At 75.7% G+C, this 23,257-nt stretch carries 21 protein-coding genes; 13 read left to right on the top strand and 8 right to left on the bottom strand.

Annotated elements, in window-relative coordinates:
* The first annotated feature begins 183 nt into the window (after positions 1-183).
* The 5 genes from ACFVXN_RS15800 to ACFVXN_RS15780 all read left to right on the top strand — a co-directional run bounded on the left by ACFVXN_RS15800 (position 184) and on the right by ACFVXN_RS15780 (position 7,349).
* Positions 184-1,803 (top strand): ABC-F family ATP-binding cassette domain-containing protein, encoded by a 1,620-nt coding sequence (locus tag ACFVXN_RS15800; protein WP_389234503.1) that lies wholly within the window; start codon positions 184-186, stop codon positions 1,801-1,803.
* A 21-nt stretch (positions 1,804-1,824) separates the two neighbouring features.
* On the top strand, positions 1,825-2,343 hold the full coding sequence (locus ACFVXN_RS15795) for an aminoacyl-tRNA deacylase (protein WP_389234500.1): 519 nt from the start codon (positions 1,825-1,827) through the stop codon (positions 2,341-2,343).
* Between the two features lie 274 nt (positions 2,344-2,617).
* Positions 2,618-2,965: an STAS domain-containing protein gene (locus ACFVXN_RS15790; protein ID WP_389234496.1), complete on the top strand. Its 348-nt coding sequence runs from the start codon at positions 2,618-2,620 to the stop codon at positions 2,963-2,965.
* Between the two features lie 80 nt (positions 2,966-3,045).
* Positions 3,046-4,239 carry an exonuclease SbcCD subunit D gene (locus ACFVXN_RS15785; protein WP_389234493.1) on the top strand — a complete coding sequence of 398 codons (1,194 nt, stop codon included), beginning with the start codon at positions 3,046-3,048 and terminating at the stop codon, positions 4,237-4,239.
* Positions 4,239-7,349 (top strand): AAA family ATPase, encoded by a 3,111-nt coding sequence (locus tag ACFVXN_RS15780; RefSeq protein WP_389234490.1) that lies wholly within the window; start codon positions 4,239-4,241, stop codon positions 7,347-7,349. The genes ACFVXN_RS15785 and ACFVXN_RS15780 overlap by 1 nt, the downstream gene beginning before the upstream one ends.
* Before the next feature lie 48 nt (positions 7,350-7,397).
* Here the strand turns inward: ACFVXN_RS15780 and ACFVXN_RS15775 are convergent, their stop codons facing one another.
* Positions 7,398-7,841, bottom strand: coding sequence for a hypothetical protein (locus tag ACFVXN_RS15775; RefSeq protein ID WP_389234487.1), 444 nt, complete (start codon positions 7,839-7,841; stop codon positions 7,398-7,400).
* Positions 7,842-8,034: 193 nt separating this feature from the next.
* Between ACFVXN_RS15775 and ACFVXN_RS15770 the strand changes: the two genes are divergently transcribed.
* On the top strand, positions 8,035-8,796 hold the full coding sequence (locus ACFVXN_RS15770) for an ABC transporter ATP-binding protein (protein ID WP_389234484.1): 762 nt from the start codon (positions 8,035-8,037) through the stop codon (positions 8,794-8,796).
* Positions 8,796-11,339, top strand: a complete 2,544-nt coding sequence (locus ACFVXN_RS15765) for an ABC transporter permease (protein WP_389234481.1) — start codon at positions 8,796-8,798, stop codon at positions 11,337-11,339. The genes ACFVXN_RS15770 and ACFVXN_RS15765 overlap by 1 nt, the downstream gene beginning before the upstream one ends.
* Here the strand turns inward: ACFVXN_RS15765 and ACFVXN_RS15760 are convergent.
* Both ACFVXN_RS15760 and ACFVXN_RS15755 read right to left on the bottom strand, forming a co-directional pair.
* A complete protein-coding gene (locus ACFVXN_RS15760; RefSeq protein ID WP_389234478.1) occupies positions 11,326-12,756 on the bottom strand; it encodes a glucose-6-phosphate dehydrogenase in 1,431 nt (476 codons plus the stop codon). The two genes, ACFVXN_RS15765 and ACFVXN_RS15760, sit on opposite strands and share 14 nt — an antisense overlap.
* Before the next feature lie 11 nt (positions 12,757-12,767).
* Complete coding sequence (locus tag ACFVXN_RS15755) at positions 12,768-13,007, bottom strand: antitoxin (RefSeq protein ID WP_389234476.1); 240 nt, start codon at positions 13,005-13,007, stop codon at positions 12,768-12,770.
* A gap of 137 nt (positions 13,008-13,144) precedes the next feature.
* Here ACFVXN_RS15755 and ACFVXN_RS15750 point away from each other — a divergent pair, with 137 nt between their 5' ends.
* From ACFVXN_RS15750 to ACFVXN_RS15735, 4 genes are all read left to right on the top strand, one after another.
* The gene (locus ACFVXN_RS15750) at positions 13,145-13,846 is read left to right on the top strand and encodes a DUF2993 domain-containing protein (RefSeq protein ID WP_389234474.1); all 702 of its coding nucleotides are present in this window, start codon (positions 13,145-13,147) and stop codon (positions 13,844-13,846) included.
* Positions 13,843-14,586 carry a M50 family metallopeptidase gene (locus ACFVXN_RS15745; protein ID WP_389234471.1) on the top strand — a complete coding sequence of 248 codons (744 nt, stop codon included), beginning with the start codon at positions 13,843-13,845 and terminating at the stop codon, positions 14,584-14,586. Before ACFVXN_RS15750 ends, ACFVXN_RS15745 begins: the two co-directional genes overlap by 4 nt.
* A 72-nt stretch (positions 14,587-14,658) precedes the next feature.
* On the top strand, positions 14,659-15,084 hold the full coding sequence (locus tag ACFVXN_RS15740; protein ID WP_389234468.1) for a helix-turn-helix domain-containing protein: 426 nt from the start codon (positions 14,659-14,661) through the stop codon (positions 15,082-15,084).
* Between the two features lie 44 nt (positions 15,085-15,128).
* Positions 15,129-15,713, top strand: a complete 585-nt coding sequence (locus ACFVXN_RS15735) for a PIN domain-containing protein (RefSeq protein ID WP_389234465.1) — start codon at positions 15,129-15,131, stop codon at positions 15,711-15,713.
* An 18-nt stretch (positions 15,714-15,731) separates the two neighbouring features.
* On the opposite strand, the gene ACFVXN_RS15730 is transcribed toward ACFVXN_RS15735, so the two are convergent.
* Positions 15,732-16,463: an HNH endonuclease family protein gene (locus ACFVXN_RS15730; protein ID WP_389234462.1), complete on the bottom strand. Its 732-nt coding sequence runs from the start codon at positions 16,461-16,463 to the stop codon at positions 15,732-15,734.
* Between the two features lie 138 nt (positions 16,464-16,601).
* On the opposite strand from ACFVXN_RS15730, the gene ACFVXN_RS15725 reads away from it, so the two are divergent.
* A complete protein-coding gene (locus tag ACFVXN_RS15725; protein ID WP_389234459.1) occupies positions 16,602-17,024 on the top strand; it encodes a DUF2809 domain-containing protein in 423 nt (140 codons plus the stop codon).
* A 100-nt stretch (positions 17,025-17,124) separates the two neighbouring features.
* On the opposite strand, the gene ACFVXN_RS15720 is transcribed toward ACFVXN_RS15725, so the two are convergent.
* Positions 17,125-17,493: a nucleotide pyrophosphohydrolase gene (locus ACFVXN_RS15720; protein WP_389234456.1), complete on the bottom strand. Its 369-nt coding sequence runs from the start codon at positions 17,491-17,493 to the stop codon at positions 17,125-17,127.
* 140 nt (positions 17,494-17,633) lie between these two features.
* Positions 17,634-18,704 (bottom strand): phosphotransferase enzyme family protein, encoded by a 1,071-nt coding sequence (locus ACFVXN_RS15715; RefSeq protein WP_389234453.1) that lies wholly within the window; start codon positions 18,702-18,704, stop codon positions 17,634-17,636.
* A 197-nt stretch (positions 18,705-18,901) separates the two neighbouring features.
* Here ACFVXN_RS15715 and ACFVXN_RS15710 point away from each other — a divergent pair, with 197 nt between their 5' ends.
* Positions 18,902-20,254, top strand: a complete 1,353-nt coding sequence (locus ACFVXN_RS15710; RefSeq protein ID WP_389234450.1) for an alpha/beta fold hydrolase — start codon at positions 18,902-18,904, stop codon at positions 20,252-20,254.
* A gap of 84 nt (positions 20,255-20,338) precedes the next feature.
* Here ACFVXN_RS15710 and ACFVXN_RS15705 read toward each other — a convergent pair whose 3' ends face one another.
* Both ACFVXN_RS15705 and ACFVXN_RS15700 read right to left on the bottom strand, forming a co-directional pair.
* Positions 20,339-22,099, bottom strand: coding sequence for an alpha-amylase family protein (locus tag ACFVXN_RS15705; protein WP_389234447.1), 1,761 nt, complete (start codon positions 22,097-22,099; stop codon positions 20,339-20,341).
* Positions 22,096-23,148, bottom strand: a complete 1,053-nt coding sequence (locus ACFVXN_RS15700; protein ID WP_389234444.1) for a TIGR03885 family FMN-dependent LLM class oxidoreductase — start codon at positions 23,146-23,148, stop codon at positions 22,096-22,098. The genes ACFVXN_RS15705 and ACFVXN_RS15700 overlap by 4 nt, the downstream gene beginning before the upstream one ends.
* Between the last annotated feature and the right edge of the window lie 109 nt (positions 23,149-23,257).

Raw genomic sequence — 23,257 nt, 5'->3', positions numbered from 1 at the left:
AAACAGGTCGACGGCCGGGGTCGGCCGACCGTACGGTCGGCGTCATGTGGATCTGAGCCGCCCCGAGTCCTGTCCCGACTCGCGCCGACGCCGCCGACGCGGCCCCGGTGCTCCTGGTGGTGATCTGCGATGCCGGTACCCGGCGACCCCGTCCGTCCTCCCGACTCCCCGGTCCTGCGCGCCGTGGGGGTCTCCCGCCTGTTCGGCGACCGCCGCGTGCTGACCGACGTCAGCCTCGCCGTCGCGCCGGGCCACCGGCTCGCCGTGGTCGGCGAAAACGGCGCGGGCAAGTCCACCCTGCTCCGGCTGCTGGCCGGAGCCGACCGACCCGACTCCGGTGCCGTGCACCGGCCCGACGACCTGGCGCACCTGCACCAGGAGCCGCCGTTCGGGCCGGAGGCCACGGTGCACGACGTCGTCGAGGACGCGCTCGCGGCCGTCCGGGCGGTGGCGGCCGAGCTCGAGGACGCCGCGGCGGCGCTCGGGACCGAGGGCGCCGACGGCACCGACGACCCGGCGACCCGCTACGACCTCGCGCTCGCCCGCGCGCAGGCCGCCGAGGTCTGGGACGCCGACGCCCGGGCGCAGCGGGTCCTCGCGGGCCTCGGCCTGGCGGGCGTGGACCCCGCGCGCCCGAGCCGCACCCTGTCCGGCGGTCAGCGCAGCCGGCTGGCGCTCGCGGCGGTGCTGGTCCGACGCCCGGGTGCCGTGCTGCTGGACGAGCCGACCAACCACCTCGACGACGCGGCCGCGGAGTTCCTCGCGGCGTCCCTGGTCGACCTGCCGGGCGCCGTCGTGCTCGCGAGCCACGACCGGGTGTTCCTCGACGAGGTGGCGACCGAGGTGCTCGACCTCGACCCGGTGCTGGGCGGCGTCCGCGTGGTCGGCGCTCGGTTCGCGGACTACCGGGAGGCGCAGCGGGTGGCGCGCCGGCGGTGGCAGGAGCGGTGGGAGGCCGAGCGCGACGAGGTCGCGGCGCTGCGCGCGTCGCTGGGCTCGGACGGGTCCGCGCGGTCGGTCGCGCCGGGCCGGGCGATGACGGACCGCAACAAGATGTCCTACGGCCGCTACGCGGACCGGGTCGCGCACCAGGTGTCCCGCCGGGTCCGGGACGCCCGCAGACGCCTCGACGACATCGAGGCCGCGCCGGTGCCGCGCCCGCCGCGTCCGCTGCGGTTCCGGGGCACGCTCACGACCGGCGGCACCGCGACCGGCACCGCGGCGGACGGTGCGCTGCTCGCGGTGCGCGGCGCGCGGGTCGACGGCCGGATCACGGTGGCCGCGCTCGACGTGCACCGGGACACCGCCCTGCTGGTCACGGGGCCGAACGGCTCCGGGAAGTCGACGCTGCTGCACCTGCTCGCCGGTGACGTGGCGGCCGGGGCGGGGGTCGTGCACCGGGCCCGCGGCGCCCGGGTGGCGCTGCTGGAGCAGGACGTCGGGCTGTCCGACGACGCGCGCACGCCCCGGACGGTCTACGGCCTGGTGACCGACGGGGTGCCGGACGTCGTCCCGCTGGTGGAGCTCGGTCTCGTGGCGCCGCGGGACGTCGACCGGCCGCTGCGGGAGCTGTCGGTCGGGCAGCGGCGCCGGGTGGTGCTCGCGCTGCTGGTCGCGCAGGCGCCGGACGTGCTGCTGCTGGACGAGCCGACCAACCACATCTCGCTGGCGCTCGCGGACGAGCTGGCCGAGGCGCTGCGGCAGGCCCCGGGTGCGGTGGTCGTCGCGTCGCACGACCGCTGGCTGCGGCGGACGTGGCACGGGTCGACGGTCGCCGTGGTGGACGGCGGGCTCGTGTCGTAGGTGGCTCGTAGGGTGGCGGCCATGACGAGCACGGGGCAGGACGACGGGGCGGGACCGGCCGAGGGCGAGCGGCGGGCCGCCGACGCGCTCGCGGCGTCCGGCATCGCGCACACGATCACCCGGCACGGGCGCGTGGGGTCGCTGGCCGAGGCCGCCGCCGCCCGGGGCGTCGACCCCTCGGGGATCGTCAAGACGCTGGTCGTGCGGCGCGGCGACGACGACTACCTGTTCGTGCTGGTTCCGGGTGACCGGACCATCTCGTGGCCCAAGCTCCGCACGCTGCTGGGGGTCAGCCGGATGTCGATGCCGGACGCCGCGACCGCCCGCGAGGTGACGGGCTACGAGCGCGGCACGATCACGCCGTTCGGCTCGCTGCGGGCGTGGCCCGTGGTCGCCGACGCGCGGGTGCCGGGGCGTCCGGCGTCGATCGGCGGCGGCGGTCACGGCGTGGGGGCGACGGTGGCGGGGGACGACCTGGTGCGCGTGCTCGACGCGACCGTGGCGGACGTCACCGAGCCGATGCCCGAGGACGCCGGCTGACCGCCGTGCACCGCCGCGCCACCACGCGTACGGTCAAGGGACGGTCAAAGATCACCCGCGCACGGGAACGAACGGCGGCCCGGCCGCGTTGACCACGGCAGAAGCGCCCGAGCAGGACCGACGTGAGCCAGTGCCGGCCGACGGGGGCGGGACACCTCCGGGTGCGCACCGCTCCGCAGCGGTCCATGATCTCCGCGGCCCCGCGCACGGCCCCGGGCAGCCACCCCCGAGGGCACGCACGGCACCACCCCAGGACGAGAGAAGACGAGAACCGATGGACCCGACCGACCAGCCCGCCCCGATCGGGGGCATCGAGGTGCTGCCCGTCGCCGGGCGCACGGTGGTCCGGCTGTGGGGCGAGGTCGACGGCGCCCTCCGCGCGGAGGCGAGCTCGTCGATGGCGCAGGCCCTGACGAGCACCGACCCGGTGGTGGTCGACGCCGGTGACGTGACGTTCATCGACTCCTCCGGCCTGGCGTTCGTGCTGCAGCTCCACCTGGCGGCGACCGAGACCGGCCAGCCGGTCACCCTGCGCGACCCGCACCGGGAGGTGCTCGACAAGCTCGACATGCTCGGCATGGCCGGTGTGATCGAGGTCGAGCCCGAGCGCGCCATCGCCTGACGGGCTCCCGCCACGCCCGTCGTCCACAGGCGATGCCCGGGGACTGCGGGGATGTCGGTGGTCCCGGCTAGTTTCGACGCATGCGGCTCCTGCACACCTCCGACTGGCACCTGGGCCGCACCCTGCACGGCGTCGACCTGACGGCGCACCAGCAGGCGTTCCTCGACCACCTGGTCGAGGTCGTGCGCGAGGAGCGCGTGGACGTCGTCCTGGTCGCCGGCGACGTCTACGACCGCGCGATCCCGCCGGTCGAGTCGGTCGCCCAGCTGTCCGACGCGCTGCGCCGGCTCGCCGAGCACGCGGTCGTGGTGGTGACGCCGGGCAACCACGACTCCGCGATCCGGCTGGGCTTCGGCGCGGCCGTGATGCAGGACCGGGTGCGGGTGCTCGCGCGGGTGGAGGACGTGGACCGGCCGGTCGAGCTGAGCGGCCCCGACGGCGACGTGCTCGTCTACGGGCTGCCGTACCTCGACCCCGACGCCGCCCGCCGGGCTCTCGCCGCCCCCGACGCGGAGCAGCCGCTGGCCCGGTCGCACGCCGCCGTGCTCGGCGCGGCGATGGACCGGGTGCGCGCCGACCTGGCCGCGCGCACCACGGCCGCCGTCGCCGCCGGCCGTGCGGCTCCGCGGTCCGTGGTGCTCGCGCACGCGTTCGTCGTCGGGGGCGCGGCCAGCGAGTCGGAGCGGGACATCCGGGTCGGTGGCGTCGACCACGCGCCGGCGGCGGTGTTCGACGGGGTGGACTACGTCGCCCTCGGGCACCTGCACGGCGCGCAGCGGGTCGGCGACCCGGACGGCCCGACGGTGCTGCGGTACTCGGGCTCGCCGCTGGCGTACTCGTTCTCGGAGGCCCGGCAGGCCAAGTCGACCGCGCTCGTCGACCTCGGCGGCGTCGGCGCGCCCGAGGTCCGGCTGGTCCCGGCGCCGGTGCCGCGGCGGCTCACCGACCTGACGGGCCCGCTCGAGGACTTGCTCGGCCCCGCCGGCGACGCGCACGTGGCCGACTGGGTCCGGGTGACCGTGACCGACGACCACCGTCCGACCGACCTGTACCGCCGCGTGCGCGCCCGGTTCGCGCACGCCCTCGTGGTGCAGCACCAGCCGCCCGCCCGCGTCGGGGCGCCCCGCGCCGCGGAGGTCACCGCCGCGCGCGACCCGCTGGAGGTCGCCGCCGAGTTCGTCGAGCACGTCAGCGGCCGGCGCCCCTCCGAGGTCGAGGCCGCGGTGCTGCGTCGCGCCTACGAGCACGTCGCCGCCGCGGGTCGGAGCGCCTGATGCGGCTGCACCACCTCACGATGCAGGCGGTCGGGCCGTTCGCGGGTCGGCACGTCGTCGACTTCGCCGCGCTGTCCGCGGGCGGGCTGTTCCTGCTCGAGGGTCCGACCGGGGCGGGCAAGTCGACGGTGATCGACGCGATCGTGTTCGCGCTCTACGGGAAGGTCGCGTCGGCGTCGGCCAGCGAGGACCGGCTGCGCTCGGCGTTCGCGGCGGACGACACGGAGACCGTCGTCGAGCTCGTGTTCGAGACCGGGGCGGGCGTCTACCGGGTGCGGCGCACGCCGGCCTACGAGCGTGCCAAGCGCCGGGGCACCGGCCGCGCCCGGCAGCAGGCGACCGTGCAGCTGTGGCGGCTGACCGGGGCGCCCGAGCTCCCGCGTGACGGCGACGAGCCGCCGGCGGGGGAGCTGCTGTCGACGCGGCTGGACGAGGCCGGTGCCGAGCTCACGCGCGTGGTGGGCCTGGACCGGGCGCAGTTCGTCCAGACGATGGTCCTGCCGCAGGGCGAGTTCGCGGCGTTCCTGCGCGCCGACCCCGAGCAGCGCCGCGGCCTGCTGCAGCGGATCTTCGGCACCGAGGTCTACGAGCAGGTGCAGCAGCGGCTCGACGAGCTGCGTCGCGAGGCCCAGCGGGGCGTCACCGACGCGCGGGCGTACCTGCAGGAGTGCGTCGCGCGGTTCGCGGGGGCGTCGGGGGCGGACGAGGACGCGGTCGCCGTGCTGCGCGACGCCGCGGCGGACGACACCGCGGCGGTGCCGGCGCTGGTCGAGGAGCGGCTCGCCGCGCTCCGGCAGCAGGTCGACGAGGCGCGGCTGCTCGCGACCCGCGCCGCCGCGCACGCGGCCGAGGTGCGCACCGCGGCGCAGGCGGCGGCCGACCGGCTCCGGCTCGTGCGGCGACGGGTGGCCCTGCTGGACGAGCAGCTCCGGCTGGAGTCCGCGGCCGAGCAGCACGCCGCCGACGTGGCGCGGGTGGACGTGGCCCGCCGGGCCGCTGTCGTGCGCCCGGCGCTGCGCGGCCTGGACGACGCCGTGGGCGCCCGGTCGGGGGCACGCAAGGAGCTGCGGGCGGCGCTGGACGCCGCGCCGACCGGTCTGGCGCCGGGTGACGCCGACGCCGCCCTGGCGGACCCGGGCCTGCCCGGTGCCCTCCGCGCGGTCCGGGAGGCGGGCGCGGCGCTGGTCGCCACGCTCGCCCGGGTCGTCGCGATCGAGGACGCCCTGCCCCGCCGGGAGCGCGAGCGCGACCGGCTCCGCGACGAGCTCGAGATCCGGGTGCGCGTGATGGCGGAGGCCGACGCGCTGCTCGCGGACCGGCCCGCCGGGCGCGCGACGCTGGTCGAGCAGCTGGACGCCGCCACCGACCTCGCGGCGACGGCCCCCGCCCGCGCGCGGGACCTCGCGGACGCGCAGGCCGTGCTCGGCGCGGTCCGGGACCTGGTCGCCGCCGAGCAGGACCTGGCGGCGGCCGTCGAGGCGCGGTCGGCCGCCGCGACCACTGCCCGGTCGGCGGTCCAGGAGGAGGCGCGGCTGCGCACCGCCCGGCTGGACGGGTTCGCGGGCGAGCTCGCCGCGGGCCTCGTCGCCGACCAGCCGTGCCCGGTGTGCGGGAGCGCGGAGCACCCGCACCCGGCGCCGCTGGGCGCGGACCACGTCCGCGAGGAGGACGTCACCGCCGCCGAGCAGCACCGCCGGACCGCGGAGCAGGCCGTCAACGCGTGCGACGGGACCGTGGTGTCGCTGACCGCCCGGTGCACGGGGCTGCGCGAGCGGATCGAGGGCCTGACCGCGGTGGAGGGCGCCGCAGGGCCCGGCGACGCCGCCGCAGGGCTCGCCGAGGCCGCCGCCGAGCGGGTCCGGCTCCGCCAGGACGACCTCGCCGAGGCCGAGGCCGCCGCTCACGCGCGGGACCGGCTCAAGGCCGCCGTCGCCGAGCACGACCGCGACACCGAGCAGCTGCGGTCCGACCGGGTGCGCCTCGGGGACGCCCACGTCGAGGCGTCGCACGCCCTGGCGCGCGCGGAGCAGCAGATCGCCGCGGACCGCGTCGAGGTCGAGCAGGCCCGCGAGGACCACCCCACCGTGCTCGCCCGGCAGGGGGCGGAGCAGGCCCGGGTCGACGGTGCCGCCGGGGTGCTCGCCGCACTGGACCGCTGCGCCCAGGCCGACCGCGCGGTGACCGCCCGGGCCGAGGAGCTCGCCGGGCTGCTGGACGAGCAGGGCTTCGCGGACGAGGACGCGGCCCGCGCCGCGGTCGCCGCCGGGACCGACGCCGCCGCCGCGGAGCGGGCCGTGCAGGCCCACCGGGCCGCGGTCGCGCGGGTCGCCGACGGGCTGGCCGACCCCGAGGTCGCCGCGGTCGCGGACGAGGACCCCGCCGCCGTCGCGGGCCAGGTCGCGGCGCTCGACGACGCGCTCGCCCGGACCCGCGCCGAGGCGGAGGTGGCCGCGGCCGCGCTCGGCTCGGTGCAGGACCGCGCCGAGCGGGCCGAGGCCGCCGCCGTGCACGTCGGCGCCGCGACCGCCGCGCTCACCGCCGCCGCGTCCGCCGCCGGTCCGGTCACGCGGATGGCCCGGCTCGCCGGGGGCGCCGACGCCGACAACGCCCGCGCGCTGTCGCTGGCGACGTACGTCCTGGTCCGCCGGTTCGAGGACGTGGTGGCCGCGGCCAACGACCGGCTGCGCGAGATGTCGGACGGTCGCTACGAGCTGGAGCGCAGCGACGAGAAGGAGGACGTCCGCAGCCGGCGCACCGGCCTGGCGATGCGGGTCCTGGACCACACCACGGGCGCCGGGCGCGACCCGCGGACGCTGTCCGGCGGCGAGACGTTCTACGTGGCGCTGTGCCTGGCGCTCGGGATGGCCGACGTCGTCACCGCCGAGGCGGGTGGCGTCGAGCTCGGCACGCTGTTCATCGACGAGGGGTTCGGCAGCCTCGACCCGCACACGCTCGACGCCGTGCTCGGCGAGCTCGGGCGGCTCCGCGCCGGCGGTCGCGTGGTCGGGGTGGTGTCGCACGTCGAGGCGATGAAGCAGGCGGTGGCCGAGCGGATCGAGGTCCGGCGGCGGGGCGACGGGTCGAGCACCCTCACGGTCGTCGCGGGCTGACGCCCACCAGGTCTACGCGCACCAGATCCACCCTCACCAGGTCCAGCCTCACCAGGTCCACCCCCGCGCGGCGAGCTCGACCTCCTCGCGCAGCCGCTCCCACGGGTCGCCCTTCGCGCGGGGCAGCACCTCCACCCCGGCGAGCCGGCACGCGTCCGCGAGCAGCGCGTCGTAGGCGAGCTGGCTCGCGATGATCCGCTCCGCGCGCGCCCACGCGTGGGTGTCGTCCTCGAGCTCGCGCAGGTGGTCCGCGACGATCCCGAGCCGCACCTGCACGTGCAGGGCGTCGAACGGGTCGGAGTCGGGTGCGGGGTGCCGACCGTGCCGGACCCGGGACGCGACCCCGTCGAGCGCACCGGCGACCCGCGCACGCAGCCGGGCGGTCGGGCCCGTGCGGCGACGCGACGTCGACCAGCCGCCGCCGAGCAGCCGCAGGGCGAGCGCGAAGGTCAGCGCCGGCAGGGTCAGCCACAGCAGCAGGGACCACACCATCGGAGCACCTCGTGCCCCACACTAGGACGCAGGTGTGACGCGCGCCACAGCGATCCCTGGCCCACGGGTCCCGGACCCCGGGCGCACCCCGGGGGGAGGATCAGGGGCCGACCAGGGGTTTCACCGATGCCGCCGGTCACGGGGCCCACGGGACGATCGACGGGCCGCACCCGCAACCGAGGAACTGAGGACCATGACGACCAACGAGGTCACACCGATCGCCAGCGCACGCGGACTGGTGAAGACGTACGGCAGAGGCGACACCACCGTGCGCGCGCTGGCGGGGGTGGACGTGGACTTCGGCCGCGGCGAGCTGACCGCGATCATGGGCCCGTCCGGGTCGGGCAAGTCGACGCTCATGCACTGCATGGCGGGGCTGGACCGCGCGGACTCCGGGACCGTGGTCGTCGACGGCCTCGAGGTCAGCGGGATGCGCGAGCGGCAGCTGACCCGGCTGCGGCGCGACCACCTCGGCTTCATCTTCCAGGCGTTCAACCTGGTCCCGACCCTGACGGCGCTCGAGAACATCACGCTGCCCCTGGACATCGCGCGCCGCCCGGTCGACCGCGCGCACCTGGACGCGGTCGTGCAGGCCGTCGGGCTCGCGGACCGCCTCGACCACAAGCCGACGGAGCTGTCCGGCGGGCAGCAGCAGCGCGTCGCGTGCGCCCGGGCGCTGGTGTCCCGGCCGTCCGTGGTGTTCGCGGACGAGCCCACCGGCAACCTCGACTCGACGTCCTCCGGCGAGGTGCTGGGCTTCCTGCGCCGGTCCGTCGACGAGCTGGGCCAGTCGGTCGTCATGGTCACGCACGACCCGACGGCGGCGTCCTACGCGCACCGCGTGCTGTTCCTCGCGGACGGTGACCTGGTCGGTGAGCTGACCGACCCCACGCCCGACTCCGTGCTGGCGGCGCTCGCCGCGCTGCGTCCCACCCCCGCCGCGGTGGCCGGCTGATGCTGCGCGTCGCGTTGCGCGGGATCCGCGCGCACCTGGTCCGGTTCCTGCTGTCGCTGCTCGCGGTCGCCCTCGGCGTCGCGTTCGTGGCCGGGACCTTCTCGCTGCGGGCGATGATGTCGGGGACGTTCTCCGGCATCGTCGACGCCGCCGCCCCCGCGGACGCGTACCTGCGTCCGACCCCCGCCGAGGGCGCGTCCCTCGTGGAGGACGCCGCCGTGACGGGCACCGTCCCGCGGGACCTCGCCACCGAGGTCGCCGGGGTCGACGGCGTCCGGCAGGCGATCCCCGAGGTGCAGGGCCCGATCGTCCTGGTCGGCGCCGACGGCACCGCGGTGCAGAGCACCCAGGCCCCGAGCTTCGCGTTCGCGTACCTCGACGAGGACCCGGCGGTGGAGGTCGTCGAGGGCCGCGGACCCGAGCGCGCCGGGGAGGTCGCCCTCGAGACCGCCACGCTGGAGTCCTCCGGCCTGGCGATCGGCGACGAGACCCAGGCGGTCCTCGGCGGTCAGGTGACCGACGTCGAGGTGGTCGGCCGGGTCGACATGGGCGGTCCGATGGCCGGCGCCACGATCGTGCTGGTCGACGCCGACACCGCGTACACGCTGTTCGCCCCGGACGACGGGGTCGCCGACATCGCGGTGTACGCGGCGGACGGCACCACCCCGGAGCAGCTCGTCGAGCGGCTGGCGTCGCTGGCACCGCCGGGCGCCGAGGCGGTCACCGGGCAGGAGCTGCGCGACGACTCCAAGGCCGCGATCGACGACATGCTCGGGTTCGTCACGACCTTCCTGCTGGTGTTCGCCGCGATCGCGCTGTTCGTGGGCGCGTTCATCATCTCCAACACGTTCGCGATGTCGGTGCGGCAGCGCATGCGGGAGTTCGCGCTGCTGCGGGCCGTCGGCGCGTCGCCGGCGCAGGTGTTCGCCTCGATCCTGGTGCAGGCGGCCGTGGTCGGCCTGCTCGGCTCGGCCATCGGCGTCGCCGGCGGGCTGGGGCTGGTCCAGGGGCTGAAGGCCGTGCTCGCCTCGGCGGGCATGGACCTCGGCGGCGACATCCCCGTCGACGCCGCGACCATCGGCGTCTCGCTCGCGGTCGGGACGCTGGTCAGCGTGCTCGCCGCCGCGGTGCCCGCCCGACGTGCCGCGCTGGTGCCGCCGGTCGAGGCCATGCGGGACGAGGTGACCGTGCCCGAGCGCTCGATGCGGGTGCGGGCCCTCGGCGGCCTGGTGCTCGTGGGCCTCGGGGTCGCCGGGGTGCTCGCCGCGGTGCTGAACCCGGAGGCGGAGGCCGCGGGCACGGCGCTCGGGGCCGGCGCGGCCGGGGTGCTGCTCGGGGTGCTCGCACTCGCGCCGAGCCTGGCGCGCAGCGTGCTGTCGGTGCTGGCGTGGCCGTTCGTGCGGCTGCTGCGCCCCGTCGGGCGGCTCGCGCGCGGCAACGTGGTGCGCAACCCGCGCCGGACCGCGAACACCGCGGGCGCGCTGATGATCGGTATGGCCCTCGTCGGCGGCGTGTCCGTGATCGCGGTGTCGGCGCAGGAGTCGGTCGCCGGGGTGGTCGAGTCCCAGACGCACGCCGACCTGGTCCTGCAGTCCGCGACCCGGGCGATCCCGGCCGGCGCGGTCGCCGACGTGGCCGCACTGCCCGAGGTGGGCGAGGCGGACGCGATGGCCTTCGCGCCGCTGAACGTGACCTCCGGGGACGGGACCGACGCCGGGGTGCAGTACGTGGCGGGCGTGCCGGAGGACATGTTCGGCCGGTCCGTGGACGCCGAGACGATCGACGGCGACCTCGCCGCGATCGCCGGCGGCGACGCCGTGGTGCAGGAGTCCGCGGCGGAGACGCAGGGCTGGTCGGTCGGCGACACGCTCGTCGTCACCACCCCCGCCGGCGACCGGGAGCTCACGATCGGCGCGGTGTTCTCCAGCAACGTGCTCGGCGCGGGCGTCGTGGTCGCGCAGGACACGCTCGACGCGCTGGTCCCCGCGGAGCAGCAGACGGTCGACACGGTGCTCGTCTCCGCCGCCGACGGCGTCGACGTCGCCGTGCTGAAGGACGCGGTCGCCGCGACGGTCTCGCCGTACGTGGTCGTGTCCGTGCTCACCCGCGACGAGTTCGTGTCCAACCTCGCGGACCAGGTCAACCAGGTGCTCGTGATCCTGTACGCGCTGCTCGGGCTGTCCGTGGTGATCGCGGTGCTCGGCATCGTCAACACCCTCGCGCTGTCCGTCATCGAGCGGACCCGGGAGATCGGGCTGCTGCGCGCGGTCGGCCTCGGGCGCCTGCAGCTCGCGGGGACGGTGGTCGTCGAGTCGGTGCTCACCGCGGTGTTCGGCACCGTCGTCGGGCTGGCGGTCGGGGTGTCGCTGGCCGCGACCCTGCCGACCGTCTACGCCGAGGACGGCCTGTCCGAGCTGGTGATCCCGTGGGGCAACCTGTCGGGGATGCTGGTGCTCGCGGTGGTCGTGGGTGTGCTGGCCGCGGTGTGGCCGGCCACCCGTGCCGCCCGGATGCGCGTGCTGGACGCCGTCAGCTACGAGTGAGGACCCACCCGTCCGGGCCGGCGAGCGCGTCGGCCCGGGCGGGACCCCACGACCCCGGCGCGTACGGCTCGGGGTCCGGGCGGTCCGGGCCGAGCAGCGGGGCGAACGCCGCGAACGCGGACCGCAGCCCCTCCGGCGTCGTGAACAGCGTCCGGTCCCCGACCAGCACGTCGTGCAGCAGCGACGCGTACGGGGGCAGCGGGTCGCCCGGCTCGACGTCGGTCAAGGCCAGCGAGGCCGTCCCCGTCGCGAGCCGCAGGTCGGGCCCGGGCATCTTCACGGTGGTGGTGATGTCGATCGCGCCGTCCCCGGCCAGGGAGATGCTGATCCGGCCCGGGCCGGCGGGCTCGCCGAACAGCTCGTCCGGGGTGCGCAGCACCAGCGTGACCCGCTGCGCCTGCGCGGCCATCCGCTTGCCGGTCCGCAGCAGGAACGGCACGCCCCGCCACCGGTCGGCGTCGACCCACAGGCGCGCGGCGACGAACGTGTCGGTGGTCGAGTCGTCCGCGACGCCCTCGATGCCCCGGTAGCCGTCGAACTGCCCGAGCACCACGTCCTCGGTCGGGTCCAGCGGCCGGAACCGGTGGATCACGTCCTCGCGGGCGGCGGCCAGGTGGTCCGGGTCCATCCGGGCCGGCGGCTCCATCGCGACCTCGGCCGCCACCTGGAACAGGTGGGTGACCAGCATGTCGAGCGCGGCGCCGGTCTCGTCGTAGAAGTCCGCACGGTCGGCGACGTCCAGCGTCTCCGGGACGTCGATCTGCACCTGCGCGACGTGCTCGCGCGACCAGACCCCGCCGAACAGCTCGTTGGCGAACCGCAGCACGTGCAGGTTCTGGGTCGCCTCCTTGCCGAGGAAGTGGTCGATCCGGAACACCTGCTCCTCGTCGAGCACCTCGTGCACCAGGGCGTCGAGCTCCTCGAACGACTCCGGGGAGGTGCCGTAGGGCTTCTCGAACACGACGCGGACGCCGTCCGCGAGGTCGTGCACCCGCAGCGCGCGGGTGGTCGGCGCGAACGCCGACGGCGGTACGGCGAGGTAGTGCACGACGAGGACGTCCGCGCCGTCGTCGCCCGCGAGCTCCCGCGTAGCGTCGCGGATCGCGTCCACGAGCTCGCCCGGCTCGTCCTCGGTGAACGTCGTCGCGTACCGCACGTGGCCGTCGAGGGCGTCGGCGTGCTCCGGGTCGCCGTGCTCGCGCAGGGAGTCCCGCACGAGGTCGGCGATCTCGTCGTCGCCGACCGGCTTGCGGCCGGTGCCCACGACCAGCCAGCGCTCCGGCATCAGCCCGCCCGCGGCGAGCGCCGCCAGGCCGGGGTAGACCATGCGCTGCGCGAGGTCGCCGCGCGCGCCGTGCAGCACGAGCAGCACCGGTCGGTCGGGGGTGGTGGGGTCCGGCTGTCCGGTGTCGCTCACGCGGTTCCTCTCTACAGGGCGGGCGGGTCGGGGCGCTCGTCGTGGCGGACCGGCGGGCGGTCGGCGGCGTCGTGCCGCTGCTTCTCCAGGAACTCCCGGGCCTTGTCGGTGGCCTGGTCGATCTTCCGGTCGGTCGAGTCGCCGGTGCGCGCCTTCACGGCGTCCGCCGCCTTGTCGATCGCGCCGGCGATCTTGTCCTCGTTGCCCGCGACTGCCTTCTTGGCCTTGTCGACGAAGTCCCCGATGCCCATGCTGGCGCTCCCGTCCGCTCGGTGCCGCTGCGTGCCCCTGCTCCCTGGAAGTCAACGTCGGGCAGCGGGGGCCCGCAACCGGGCGAGGACCGTCGCGTTCCCAGCCGCCGCCCCGCCGCGCCTCGTACCCTCGGGGCGTGACCCGCTCTCCTCGCCGCCGCCTCGGCTGCCTCATCGGATCCACGCTCGCCGTCCTGGTCGTCGTCGGGGGCGCGCTGCTCGCCGACCGCGTGACCCACGGGATCGCCGAGGACGCCGCCGCCGACGCCGTGCGCTCGCGGCTGTCCGCCACGGACCTCGCGGTGCGCATCGACGGGTTCCCGTTCCTCACCCAGGTCGTCGGCGGCACGCTCGACGACGTGCACCTCGCCGCGTCGGGCGCGGTGCTCCAGGGGCTCGAGGTCACCGACCTCGACGTCGCCGCGTCGGGTGTGGCGATCCGCGGGACCCGTGGCGCCGAGCACGTCGTGGCGACCGCGACCGTGTCGACCGCCGTGCTCCAGACGCTGCTGCGGCAGAAGACCGGCTGGGACCTCGAGCTCACCGTGGACGGGGAGACGCTGGTCGCCGGCGGGTCGCTCGCCGGGGTGCCCGTCTCGGTCGGGCTCACGGTCGCGCCCGCCGGGGCCGAAGGGCTGACCGCGACCATCACCGGTGCCACGCTCGCGGGGCTGACGATCGACGCGGGGTCGCTCCCGGACGGGATCGCGGGGCGGCTCACGGAGCTCGGGGTCGTCGACGAGCTGCCCGCCGGCGCCTCGATCACCGGGGCGACCGTCGCCGCGGACGGCCTGCACCTCGTGGTCGAGCTCGACGACATCACCCTCGACCAGCTGTGAGCGGCGTGCTCGACACCCTGCGGTCGCTGCCCGGGGAGATCTGGGACCGCGCGACGACCGTGCAACCGGCGCCCGGACAGGTGGTGCTGGTCGGCACGCTGCTGGTGGCGCTGGCCCTGCTCGCGGTCCCGACGCTGTGGCACCTGTCCCGGCACGTGCTGACGATCGTCCACGAGGCGGCGCACGGGCTCGTGGCGGTGCTGTCCGGCCGTCGGCTGTCGGGGATCCGGCTGCACTCCGACACCTCGGGGCTGACCGTGTCCGTCGGGAAGCCCCGGGGTCCCGGGATGGTCGCCACCGCGTTCGCCGGGTACGTCGGGCCCGCGGTGCTCGGGCTCGGGGCGGCGTGGGTGCTCGGGCAGGGCTACGCCGTCGGGCTGCTGTGGGGGCTGCTGCTGGCGCTGGTGCTCGTGCTGGTGCAGATCCGGAACTGGTACGGGCTGTGGTCGGTGCTGGTGACCGGGGTCGTGCTGGTCGGCGTGAGCTGGTGGGGGAGCGCCCCGGTGCAGGTCGCGGTCGCCTACGTGGTCACCTGGTACCTGCTGCTCGGCGCGCCGCGGGCGGTGCTGGAGATGCAGTCGCAGCGGCGGCGGACCCGCGGGCGGGGCACCTCCGACGCGGACGTGCTCGGGCGGCTGACACCGCTGCCGGGCGGGTTCTGGGTCGGGGCGTTCCTGGTGGTGTGCGTCGGGGCGCTGGTGCTCGGCGGGTCGTGGATCCTGCAGCGACCGCTGCTCTGACTCGAACTTGCAGTTATAGGTGCAACTGGGCACACTGATATCTGCAACACCCGAGACCGAGGGGAACGTCCGATGGCCACCACCGCTCTGGTCGACAGCAAGCTCGTGACGACGCGCCTGCAGCGCCAGCAGGCCCAGGAGCTGATCGGGCTCGCACCCCAGTCCGACCAGTGGGGACTCCTCGGCTCCGGCCACGTGCTCGGTGCGGTGCCGCCCGAGCTCTCGCGGTTGCTCACGACGATTCTCGACACCGTGGCGAACGGGGGCGTCATCACGATCGGCACGATGCCCGACGAGCTCACGACCACGACCGCAGCCGATCTGCTGGGCATCTCTCGCCCGACGTTGATGAAGCTCGTCTCCGCAGGCGACCTCAAGGCCCACCGGGTCGGGTCGCACACGCGGTTGAAGACGAGCGACGTCCTCGAGTTCCGCAGAGCGCGGCTCGATCGGCAGCGGCGAGCTTTCGAGGAGCTGCTGGCGCTCGACGTCGAGTAGGTGGTCGAGAAGGGCCCTCAACCAGGTGTCCGTAGCCTCCTGAGGTGCGAACCACCCGGGTCCTGGCCGACGCGAACGTCCTGTTCTCCCGGACCCTCCGCGACTGGTTGCTGATGATCCAGCTCGAGACGGGGGCAGGGCCGTACCGGGTGTACTGGACCGAGGACATCCTCGCGGAGACCATGTACCAGCTGCGTCGCAAGAATCCGGGGTGGGACGGCGCGACGACCTCGACGATCCGGGACCGGATCACGGCGGTGCTCGAGGGCGGTCGCATCGACGACTTCGCCGTCGACGGGACGTTCTCGGGCGACCCGAACGACCAGCACGTCCACGCGGCCGCGATCGCCGGTGACATCGATGTCGTGCTCACGGCCGACCGCGGGTTCTTCGCGGAGGGCGACGCAGATTCCCTCCCCTACGAGGTCTATCTGCCGGACGAGTTCTTCGTCCTGGTCGACGACTCCGTACCTCGGGTGGTGAGCGAGGTCGCGACGAGACAGGTCGAGTACCACGTCCGGCGGAGCGGCGCGGTCGACCTGTGCGCCGCCCTCAGGAGGGCGGGGTGTCCCGAGTTCGCAGAACGGGTGCGTCGTCACGTGCAGCACATGGACACCACCCGGTTGTGACCCGCAGGCCTGCGCCCGTCACCCGCTCACGACGCACCGGTCGAGCTCCCGGTCCATCGCGGCGCGCTCGGCCTCGGTGACCCACAACCCGTAGGCGGCCTTCACCCGGACCTGCCGGACCACGTACGCGCACCGGTAGCCCGTGCTCGGCGGCAGCCACGTGGCGGTGTCGCCGTCGCCCTTCGCGCCGTTCGTCGGGCCGTCGACGGCGAGCAGGTTCGCGGGGTCGTTCGCGAACTGCCGCCGTGTCTCGGCGTCCCACTGCTGGGCGCCCTTCTGCCACGCGTCCGAGAGGGCGACGACGTGGTCGATCTGCACGGCCGCGCTGCTGGGTCCGCGCACGAAGTCGATCGAGGTCCCCGTGTACGGGTCGTCGAGCGTGCCCGACAGCACCACGCAGTCGTGCGTGCCCTCCTCGAACGCGACTCCGGTGAGGTCGCGGGCGAGCACGTCGTTGCGGGTGTCGCAGCCGTTGCGGTCCACGTCCGCCCACGTGGGACCGAACTGCTCCCGGTCGTAGCCGGTGCGTGGCGCGCGGCCCTTGACCGCCAGGCCGTCGAGCTCCGTGCGCGCCCGGTCCAGGTCGGCCGCGGACACCGGGAACCGCGCCGACTCGCGCGCCTCCGACCAGACGGGCAGCCCGGTGCCCAGCCCGACGGCGAGGACCAGGACCAGCCACACCCAGCCGAGCCGGCGCCCCCGGAGCGGTGGTGCGGACGTGCGGCGACGGGGACGGGTGGTGCGACTCACCGCGGAACCGTCGCACACGGCACCGACACAGCACCTCCTCCCGCTGCTGACGGGCGCGTCGCCCGGCGGTCGGGCGCGTCCTCTAGCGTCGTCGACGGCGGGGGTGCGACCCGTTCCGCCGCGGACGTGGGAGGTGGGATGGGCGACGCAGGGCGACCCCGACGCCCCTGGCGGTCGACCGCGCTGGCCGGGGCCGCCGTGGTGACCGCGGGCCTGGCCACCGCCCGACTCGGCTCGGGAGCGGTGGGCGACGCCCTGGGTGACGCCCTGTACGCCGCGCTGGTGCTGCTGCTGGTCCGGTGGGCGCTGCCCCGGATGTCGTCGGCGGCGCGCGCGGGCCTCGCGGTCGGCCTGTGCTGGGCGGTCGAGGTCGCGCAGGCCACCGGGGGCCCGGCGCGGGCGGTCGAGGCGTGGCCACTGCTGCGGTACCTGCTCGGCACGACGTTCGGTCCGCTGGACCTGCTCTGGTACGCGCTCGGCGTGCTGGCGGCGTGGGGGGTCATCGTGTGGCTCTCCCGTCGTCCGGGCGGTGCCGTGCGCGCCGCCTCGGATCGACCCTGACACCCCGCGGGCGACGCCCGCTCGGCCCCGGGCACCGGCCTGGGGACGACGCGCGGGGGCGCCGCCTGTGGAGGGTTCGGTGGCCGCTCCCGGAGCCGGGTCAGTCCCGGTGCGGCGCGATCCCGCGCACCGAGTCGACCGGGAACCGCCGCCGCGCCTCCGCCTGCTTGTCGAGCGTCGCCTGGAGCACGTCCACGCCGAGCACGTCCGCCAGCCGCAGCAGGTAGACGAGGACGTCGGCGATCTCCTCGCCCGCGCGACGGTGCCGGTCGGGGTCGGCGAAGTGCTCGGCAGCGGAGTCGGCGGGGAGCCACTGGACCAGCTCGGCGAGCTCGCCGACCTCCCCGACCAGCGCCAGCACCAGCGACTTCGGGTCGTGGAACTGCACCCAGTCGCGCTCGACGCTGAACTCGCGGATCAGGGCGGTCAGGCGGGCGAGGTCGCCGGTGCCGGGGTGCGCGTCGCTCATCGCCCCACCCTGCCACCGGCCCGACGCCGAGTCAGGGCCTCCGCGCCGAGACAGGGCCTCCGCGCGTCCTACCTCGGCGCGCCGGTCCTATCTCGGCGCCAGCAGCGGCGCCAGCAGCGGCGCGCGGGGCCGGGCCGGGGTCAGGTCAGGAGCCACGTCGGCGACGCGAGGTACCGCTCCGCGACCAGCACCGTCCCGGCGGGCTGCTCCGCGCGGAGGGCACCGGACGGTCCGCCGCGGGGGTCCGTGGCGGTGCGACCGAGCAGCTGCAGGCGCCGGAGCATCGACAGCGCGCAGGCGATCCGCTGGTCGGTGGCGGTCAGGGGCCGGACCTCCTGGTAGCCCTCCGCCCACGCCCGGGCGCGGTCCGGGGCGTCGGGGAGGTGCTCGACGTAGGACAGCGCGGCGGCGAGGTCGAGCACGAACCACGAGAACCCGCAGTCGTCGAAGTCGATCACCGTGAGGTCGTCGCCGTCGACCAGCAGGTTCCCCGGTCGGAGGTCGGCGTGCACGAGGCCCCAGACGTCGGGTGCCCGCGACGCGTCGTCCAGCACCGCGAGGGCGGCTGCGCGCGCGCGCAGGAGGAGCGCCCGGTCGGCGTCCGGCAGCGCAGCGGCCTCCCACGGACCCCAGCGGCTGTCGGGCCCGACCAGGTCGGCGGGCTCCCAGGTCGGGCGGACGAAGTCCCGGGGCCGGTGGAACGCCAGCGCGTGGTCGTGCAGCAGCGCCGCCGTCCTCCCGACCCGGCGGTGCAGCGCCGCGGGGTCGGGCGCGGTCGGCAGCACCTCGTCGAGCGGCAGCCCCGGGGTGAACGTCGTGGTCAGGCACATCCAGTGCCGTTCACGGTCGTCGGTGGCCATCGCGACGCCGCTGCCGTCGACGGTCGGCACCACCGTGGGGACGCGGACGGTCCCGTCGACCGCCAGCGCCCGCAGCCAGGCGATCTCCGACTCCGCGGCCGCCGTGTCCTCCATGTAGGCGGGGTGCGCGACGCGGGTCATGGCGACCGGGACCGCGCCGACGCGGACGCGGAACGTCGCGTTGTGCGACAGCCCGACGAGGTCGACGGCCGTCCGCACCGGGTCCCAGCCCCAGGCGTCGCAGAGCGCGGCGTGCAGCCAGCGCGGTGCCGGCGCGCCCACCGGCAGCAGGCCGAACGGCGGGTCCGGGTCCGCGAGCCCGGTGCTCCCGAGCGTGTCGTCGGTCGTCATCGCCACCTGCCCCCGGGTGTGTCGCGTCTCCGCGCCCGTCGTCGGGCGCGCTGCGGCGAGTCTCGGCGGCCGGGATCGGGCCCGACAAGGACGTCGGGGAGGATTTCACGCAGGTGTCACCCGCCGGGGCGGGCGGTGACGCCACCGAAACACGCCCGTCCCCTGACCGTCCCGCCGGGGGTCCTAGGGTGCTGGTCGTGACCCCGTCGCCCGCGCCTGCCGCCCGCCCTGCCGCGACCCGTCCCGGGACCGCGACGACCGGACCCGTCGCGGTGCCGCCGGTGCTGGTGCGCGACCACCGGGTGCGGGTGCCCGTCGACCGCGCGGACCCGACGCGCTACCGGGACATCGACGTGTTCGCCCGCGAGCTCGTGGACCCGGCGCGCGACGGCGAGGACCTGCCGCTGCTGCTGTTCCTCCAGGGCGGTCCCGGTGGCATGTCGCCGCGCCCGCTCGGCGGCGGCTGGTGGACCACCGCGCTCCGCACGCACCGCGTGGTGCTGCTCGACCAGCGCGGCACCGGTCGGTCGGGCCGGGTCGACGGCCGGACGATGGCTTGGTTCGACACGGCGGACGACGCGGCCGACTACCTCGCGTGCTTCCGCGCGGACGCGGTCGTCGAGGACGCCGAGGCGGTGCGGCACGCGGTCTACGGCGGGCGGCGGTGGGCGACGCTCGGCCAGTCCTACGGCGGGTTCCTCACGCTGACGTACCTGTCGCGGCACCCGGAGGCGCTGACCGCCTGCTACGTGACCGGCGGCCTGCCCGGCACGACCGCGACCGCCGAGGAGGTCTACGCGCGCACGTTCCCGCGCCAGGAGGCCCGCGTGGCGGCGTCCGCGCGCCGGTACCCGGACGACGTGGCCCGGTTGTCGGCGCTCGCGGACCGGCTCGCCGCGGGCGACGTCCGGCTGCCGGACGGGGACGTGCTCACCGTCCCGCGGCTCCAGACGCTCGGGATGCCGCTCGGCATGAGCACCGGCGTCGACGGGCTGCACTGGCTGCTCGACACCCTCGACGCCGACGCCGACGGCACCCCGGACGACGCGTTCGCGCTGGCCGTGCAGACGCAGACCGGGTTCGACGCCAACCCGCTGTACGCGGTCCTGCAGGAGACGATCTACCACCAGGGCGAGCGTGCCGGGGGCTGGGCCGCGCAGGCCGAGCTGGACCGTCGACCCGGGCTCGACCCCGCCGCGCGCCCGCTCGGTCTCACCGGTGAGGCGGTGTTCCCGTGGATGTTCGCCGACGTGCGGGCGCTGCGGCCGTTCCGTGGCGCGGCGGAGGCGCTCGCGGCCCGGACGTCGTGGCCCGCGCTGTACGACCACGACCGCCTCGCGGCGAACGACGTGCCGCTCGCCGCGGTGCAGTACGTCGACGACCCGTACGTGGACCTCGACCTGGCGCTCGGCACCGCGGACACGGTCGGCAACGCGCAGGTCTGGGTCACCAACGAGTACCTGCACGACGGGCTGCGCGCCGCCGGCGACGTGATCCTGCCGCGCCTGGTGGATCTCGCGGCGGGGCGGTGGTCGGTCACCCGCCGCTGACGCCACCGCCGAGATGGCACTGTCCGCGTCGGCGCGGGCCCGCGCCCAGACGCACAGAGTGCCATCTCGGCAGCCGGCTCGCGCTCACAGCAGGCGGCGCGAGCCCGGGCGCACCACCCGCAGCCACCGGTACCCGTACCCCGGCAGCTCGACGTCCACCCGCCCGTCCTCCCCGACGGGGTACGCGCCGTCCTCGAGCAGGTCGACGAGCCGCACGGACCGGTCGTCCGCGGCGTGGCTGCGGGTCGACGCGGTGCCGTCGGCGGGTCCGGGGTCGCCGGGGTCGCGCTTCAGGTCCGCGAGCCGCAGCGGCACGGTGACGGCGTCGGGACCGAGGTTGTGCAGCGCGACCATCGACGCGTCCTGCCAGGTCGCCCGGTGGGCGAGGACGGCGGGGTGCGGCTGGTCGAGGATCTCGGTGCTGGTCGCCCAGCCGAGCTCCGGGCACTCCCGGTACCGGCGGATCAGCGTCTGGAGGAACGTCAGCAGCGAGTCGGGGTCGCGCCGCTGGTCGGCGACGTTCACGTGCTCGGGGGCGTAGCCGTCCTCGACGACGGGCCCGGCGAGGCGTCGGCGCTCCGCGGCGGAGAAGCCCCCGTTGCGGCCCGACGTCCACTGCATCGGGGTCCGCACGGCGAGGCGGCCGTCGGCGGCGAGGTTCTCGCCCATGCCGATCTCCTCGCCGTAGAACAGCACGGGCGTGCCGGGCAGTGTGAACAGCAGCGAGTAGACCATCCGCACCCGGCGCGGGTCGCCGCCGAGCATCGGGGGCAGGCGGCGGCGCAGCCCCCGGCCGTAGAGCTGCATGTCCTCGTCGGGGCCGAACGCGGCGAACACCTCGGCGCGCTCGTCGTCGGACAGCTTGTCGAGGGTCAGCTCGTCGTGGTTGCGGACGAACGTCGCCCACTGCGCGTCGTGCGGGATCTCCGGGCGGTCGCGCAGCGCCTGGGCGATCGGGCCCGCGTCCTGCCGGGCGAGCGAGAGGTACATCTGCTGCATCGCGATGAAGTCGAACTGGAGCGTGAGCTCGTCGCCCTCGGCGGAGCCGTCGCCGTCCTGGTCGCCGAAGAACAGCCGCTGCTCGTCGTACGGGAGGTTGACCTCGCCCATCAGGATCGCGTCGCCGACCCGGCGGGACAGGAACGACCGCAGCGCCTTGAGGAACTCGTGCGGGTGCTCGATGTCGTCGTGGGGGCTGTTCGCGGCGTCGGCGAGCATGAACGGCACGGCGTCGACCCGGAACCCGGACAGCCCGAGCTCGGACCAGTAGCCGACCACCTTCGCGATGGCGTCCCGGACCTGCGGGTTCGCGGTGTTCAGGTCGGGCTGGTGGCGGTAGAACCGGTGCCGGTACCAGGCGCCGGCGGTCTCGTCGTACGTCCAGATCCCGTCCTCCTGGTCGGGGAAGATCACCTCGTCGCCCGTGGGCGGCGGCTCGTCGGTGCGCCAGACGTAGAAGTCCCGGTAGGGGCTGTCGGGGCTGCTGCGCGCGGACCGGAACCAGGGGTGCCGGTCGGAGGTGTGGTTGACGACCAGGTCCGCGATGACCCGGATGCCGCGGTCGCGGGCGGTGCGGATCAGCTCGACGAGGTCGCCGGCGTCCCCGAGGCGCGGGTCGACGCCGAAGAAGTCGGTGATGTCGTAGCCGTCGTCGCGGTCGGCGGTCGGGTAGAAGGGCATCAGCCACAGGCAGGTGACGCCGAGCTCGGCCAGGTGGTCGAGGCGCTGGACGAGGCCGGGCAGGTCGCCGACGCCGTCGTCGTTCCAGTCCATGTAGGTCTCGACGTCGAGGCAGTAGACGACGGCGTTCTTCCACCAGAGGTCGCCGGTGTCGCGGATCCTCACGCGGCCGCCCCCTCGGTGCCGGCGTCGACCTGGCGCAGGGCGGGCAGCAGGTGCTCGGCGGCGAGGTCGATGAACGCGTCCAGCGACGACGGCGGGTGGGTGACCGTGGGGGTGGCGTCGGCGTGCTTGTGGTGGTCGGGGCGGACGTCGGTCGCGACCTGGTGCAGGTAGACCTCGTCGAACCCGATCTCGACCAGGTCGACCAGCCGGTCCCGGAGCCGCGCGGGGTCGTGCTCGATCACCACCGAGGTGCCGAGGGTGTCGTCGTCGACGGTCTGCGCGACGCGGTCGAACTCCTCGGTGGTCGCGATGTCCCACGCCCGGGGCGGCCCCGCGGCGTTGCCCGCCCACTGCTCGCGGGCGAGCCGCCAGGCCTCGGCGGGGTCGGTCGCGTACGAGACGTGCACCTGCAGGGAGATCGGCCCGCGACCGCCCGCCTCGCGGTAGGCCTCGACGACGCGGCGCAGCTTCTCGGGCTCCTGGTTGACCGTGACCAGGCCGTCCGCCCAGTCGGCGTGCGCCCGCGCCGTCTCGACGGACACGGCGGGGCCGATCAGCCGCGGCGGCACCTCGGGCAGCGTCCACAGCTGCGCCCGGTCGACGGTGACGAGCCCGTGGTGGGTGACCTCCTCCCCGGCGAGCAGCGCGCGGATGACCTGGACCGACTCCCGCAGCCGGGCGTCGCGCTCGGCCTTGGGGGGCCAGGCGTCGCCGGTGATGTGCTCGTTCATGTTCTCGCCGGACCCGAGCGCCACCCAGAACCGGCCCGGGAACATCGCCCCGAGCGTCGCCGCGGCCTGCGCGATGATCGCCGGGTGGTACCGCTGACCGGGGGCGTTGACCACGCCGAACGGCAGCCGGGTCGTCGCCATCGCGGCGCCCAGCCACGTCCAGGCGAACCCGGAGTGGCCCTGGTGGACGCTCCACGGGGCCCAGTGGTCCGAGCACATCGCGGCGTCGAAGCCGGCCTGCTCGGCGTGCTGGGTGGCCGCGAGGAGCGCGGAGGGGTGGACCTGCTCGTGCGAGTTGTGGAATCCGACGCGGGTCATGACGTCGTTCCTACCGGCTGCGGGCCTGGTCCGCGCGGTGGGAGGGGCCGCGGGGACCGGCGCGAGGGACCTCCGCGGACGGTCGCCGGGAGGCGGCGACGTAGACTGC

It is taken from the genome of Cellulomonas sp. NPDC058312 (genome assembly GCF_042880135.1).
In the GTDB taxonomy this organism is placed as follows: domain Bacteria; phylum Actinomycetota; class Actinomycetes; order Actinomycetales; family Cellulomonadaceae; genus Cellulomonas.
Note: the sequence above shows the minus strand (reverse complement) of the source record. Positions and strands in the feature narration are given on the sequence as shown.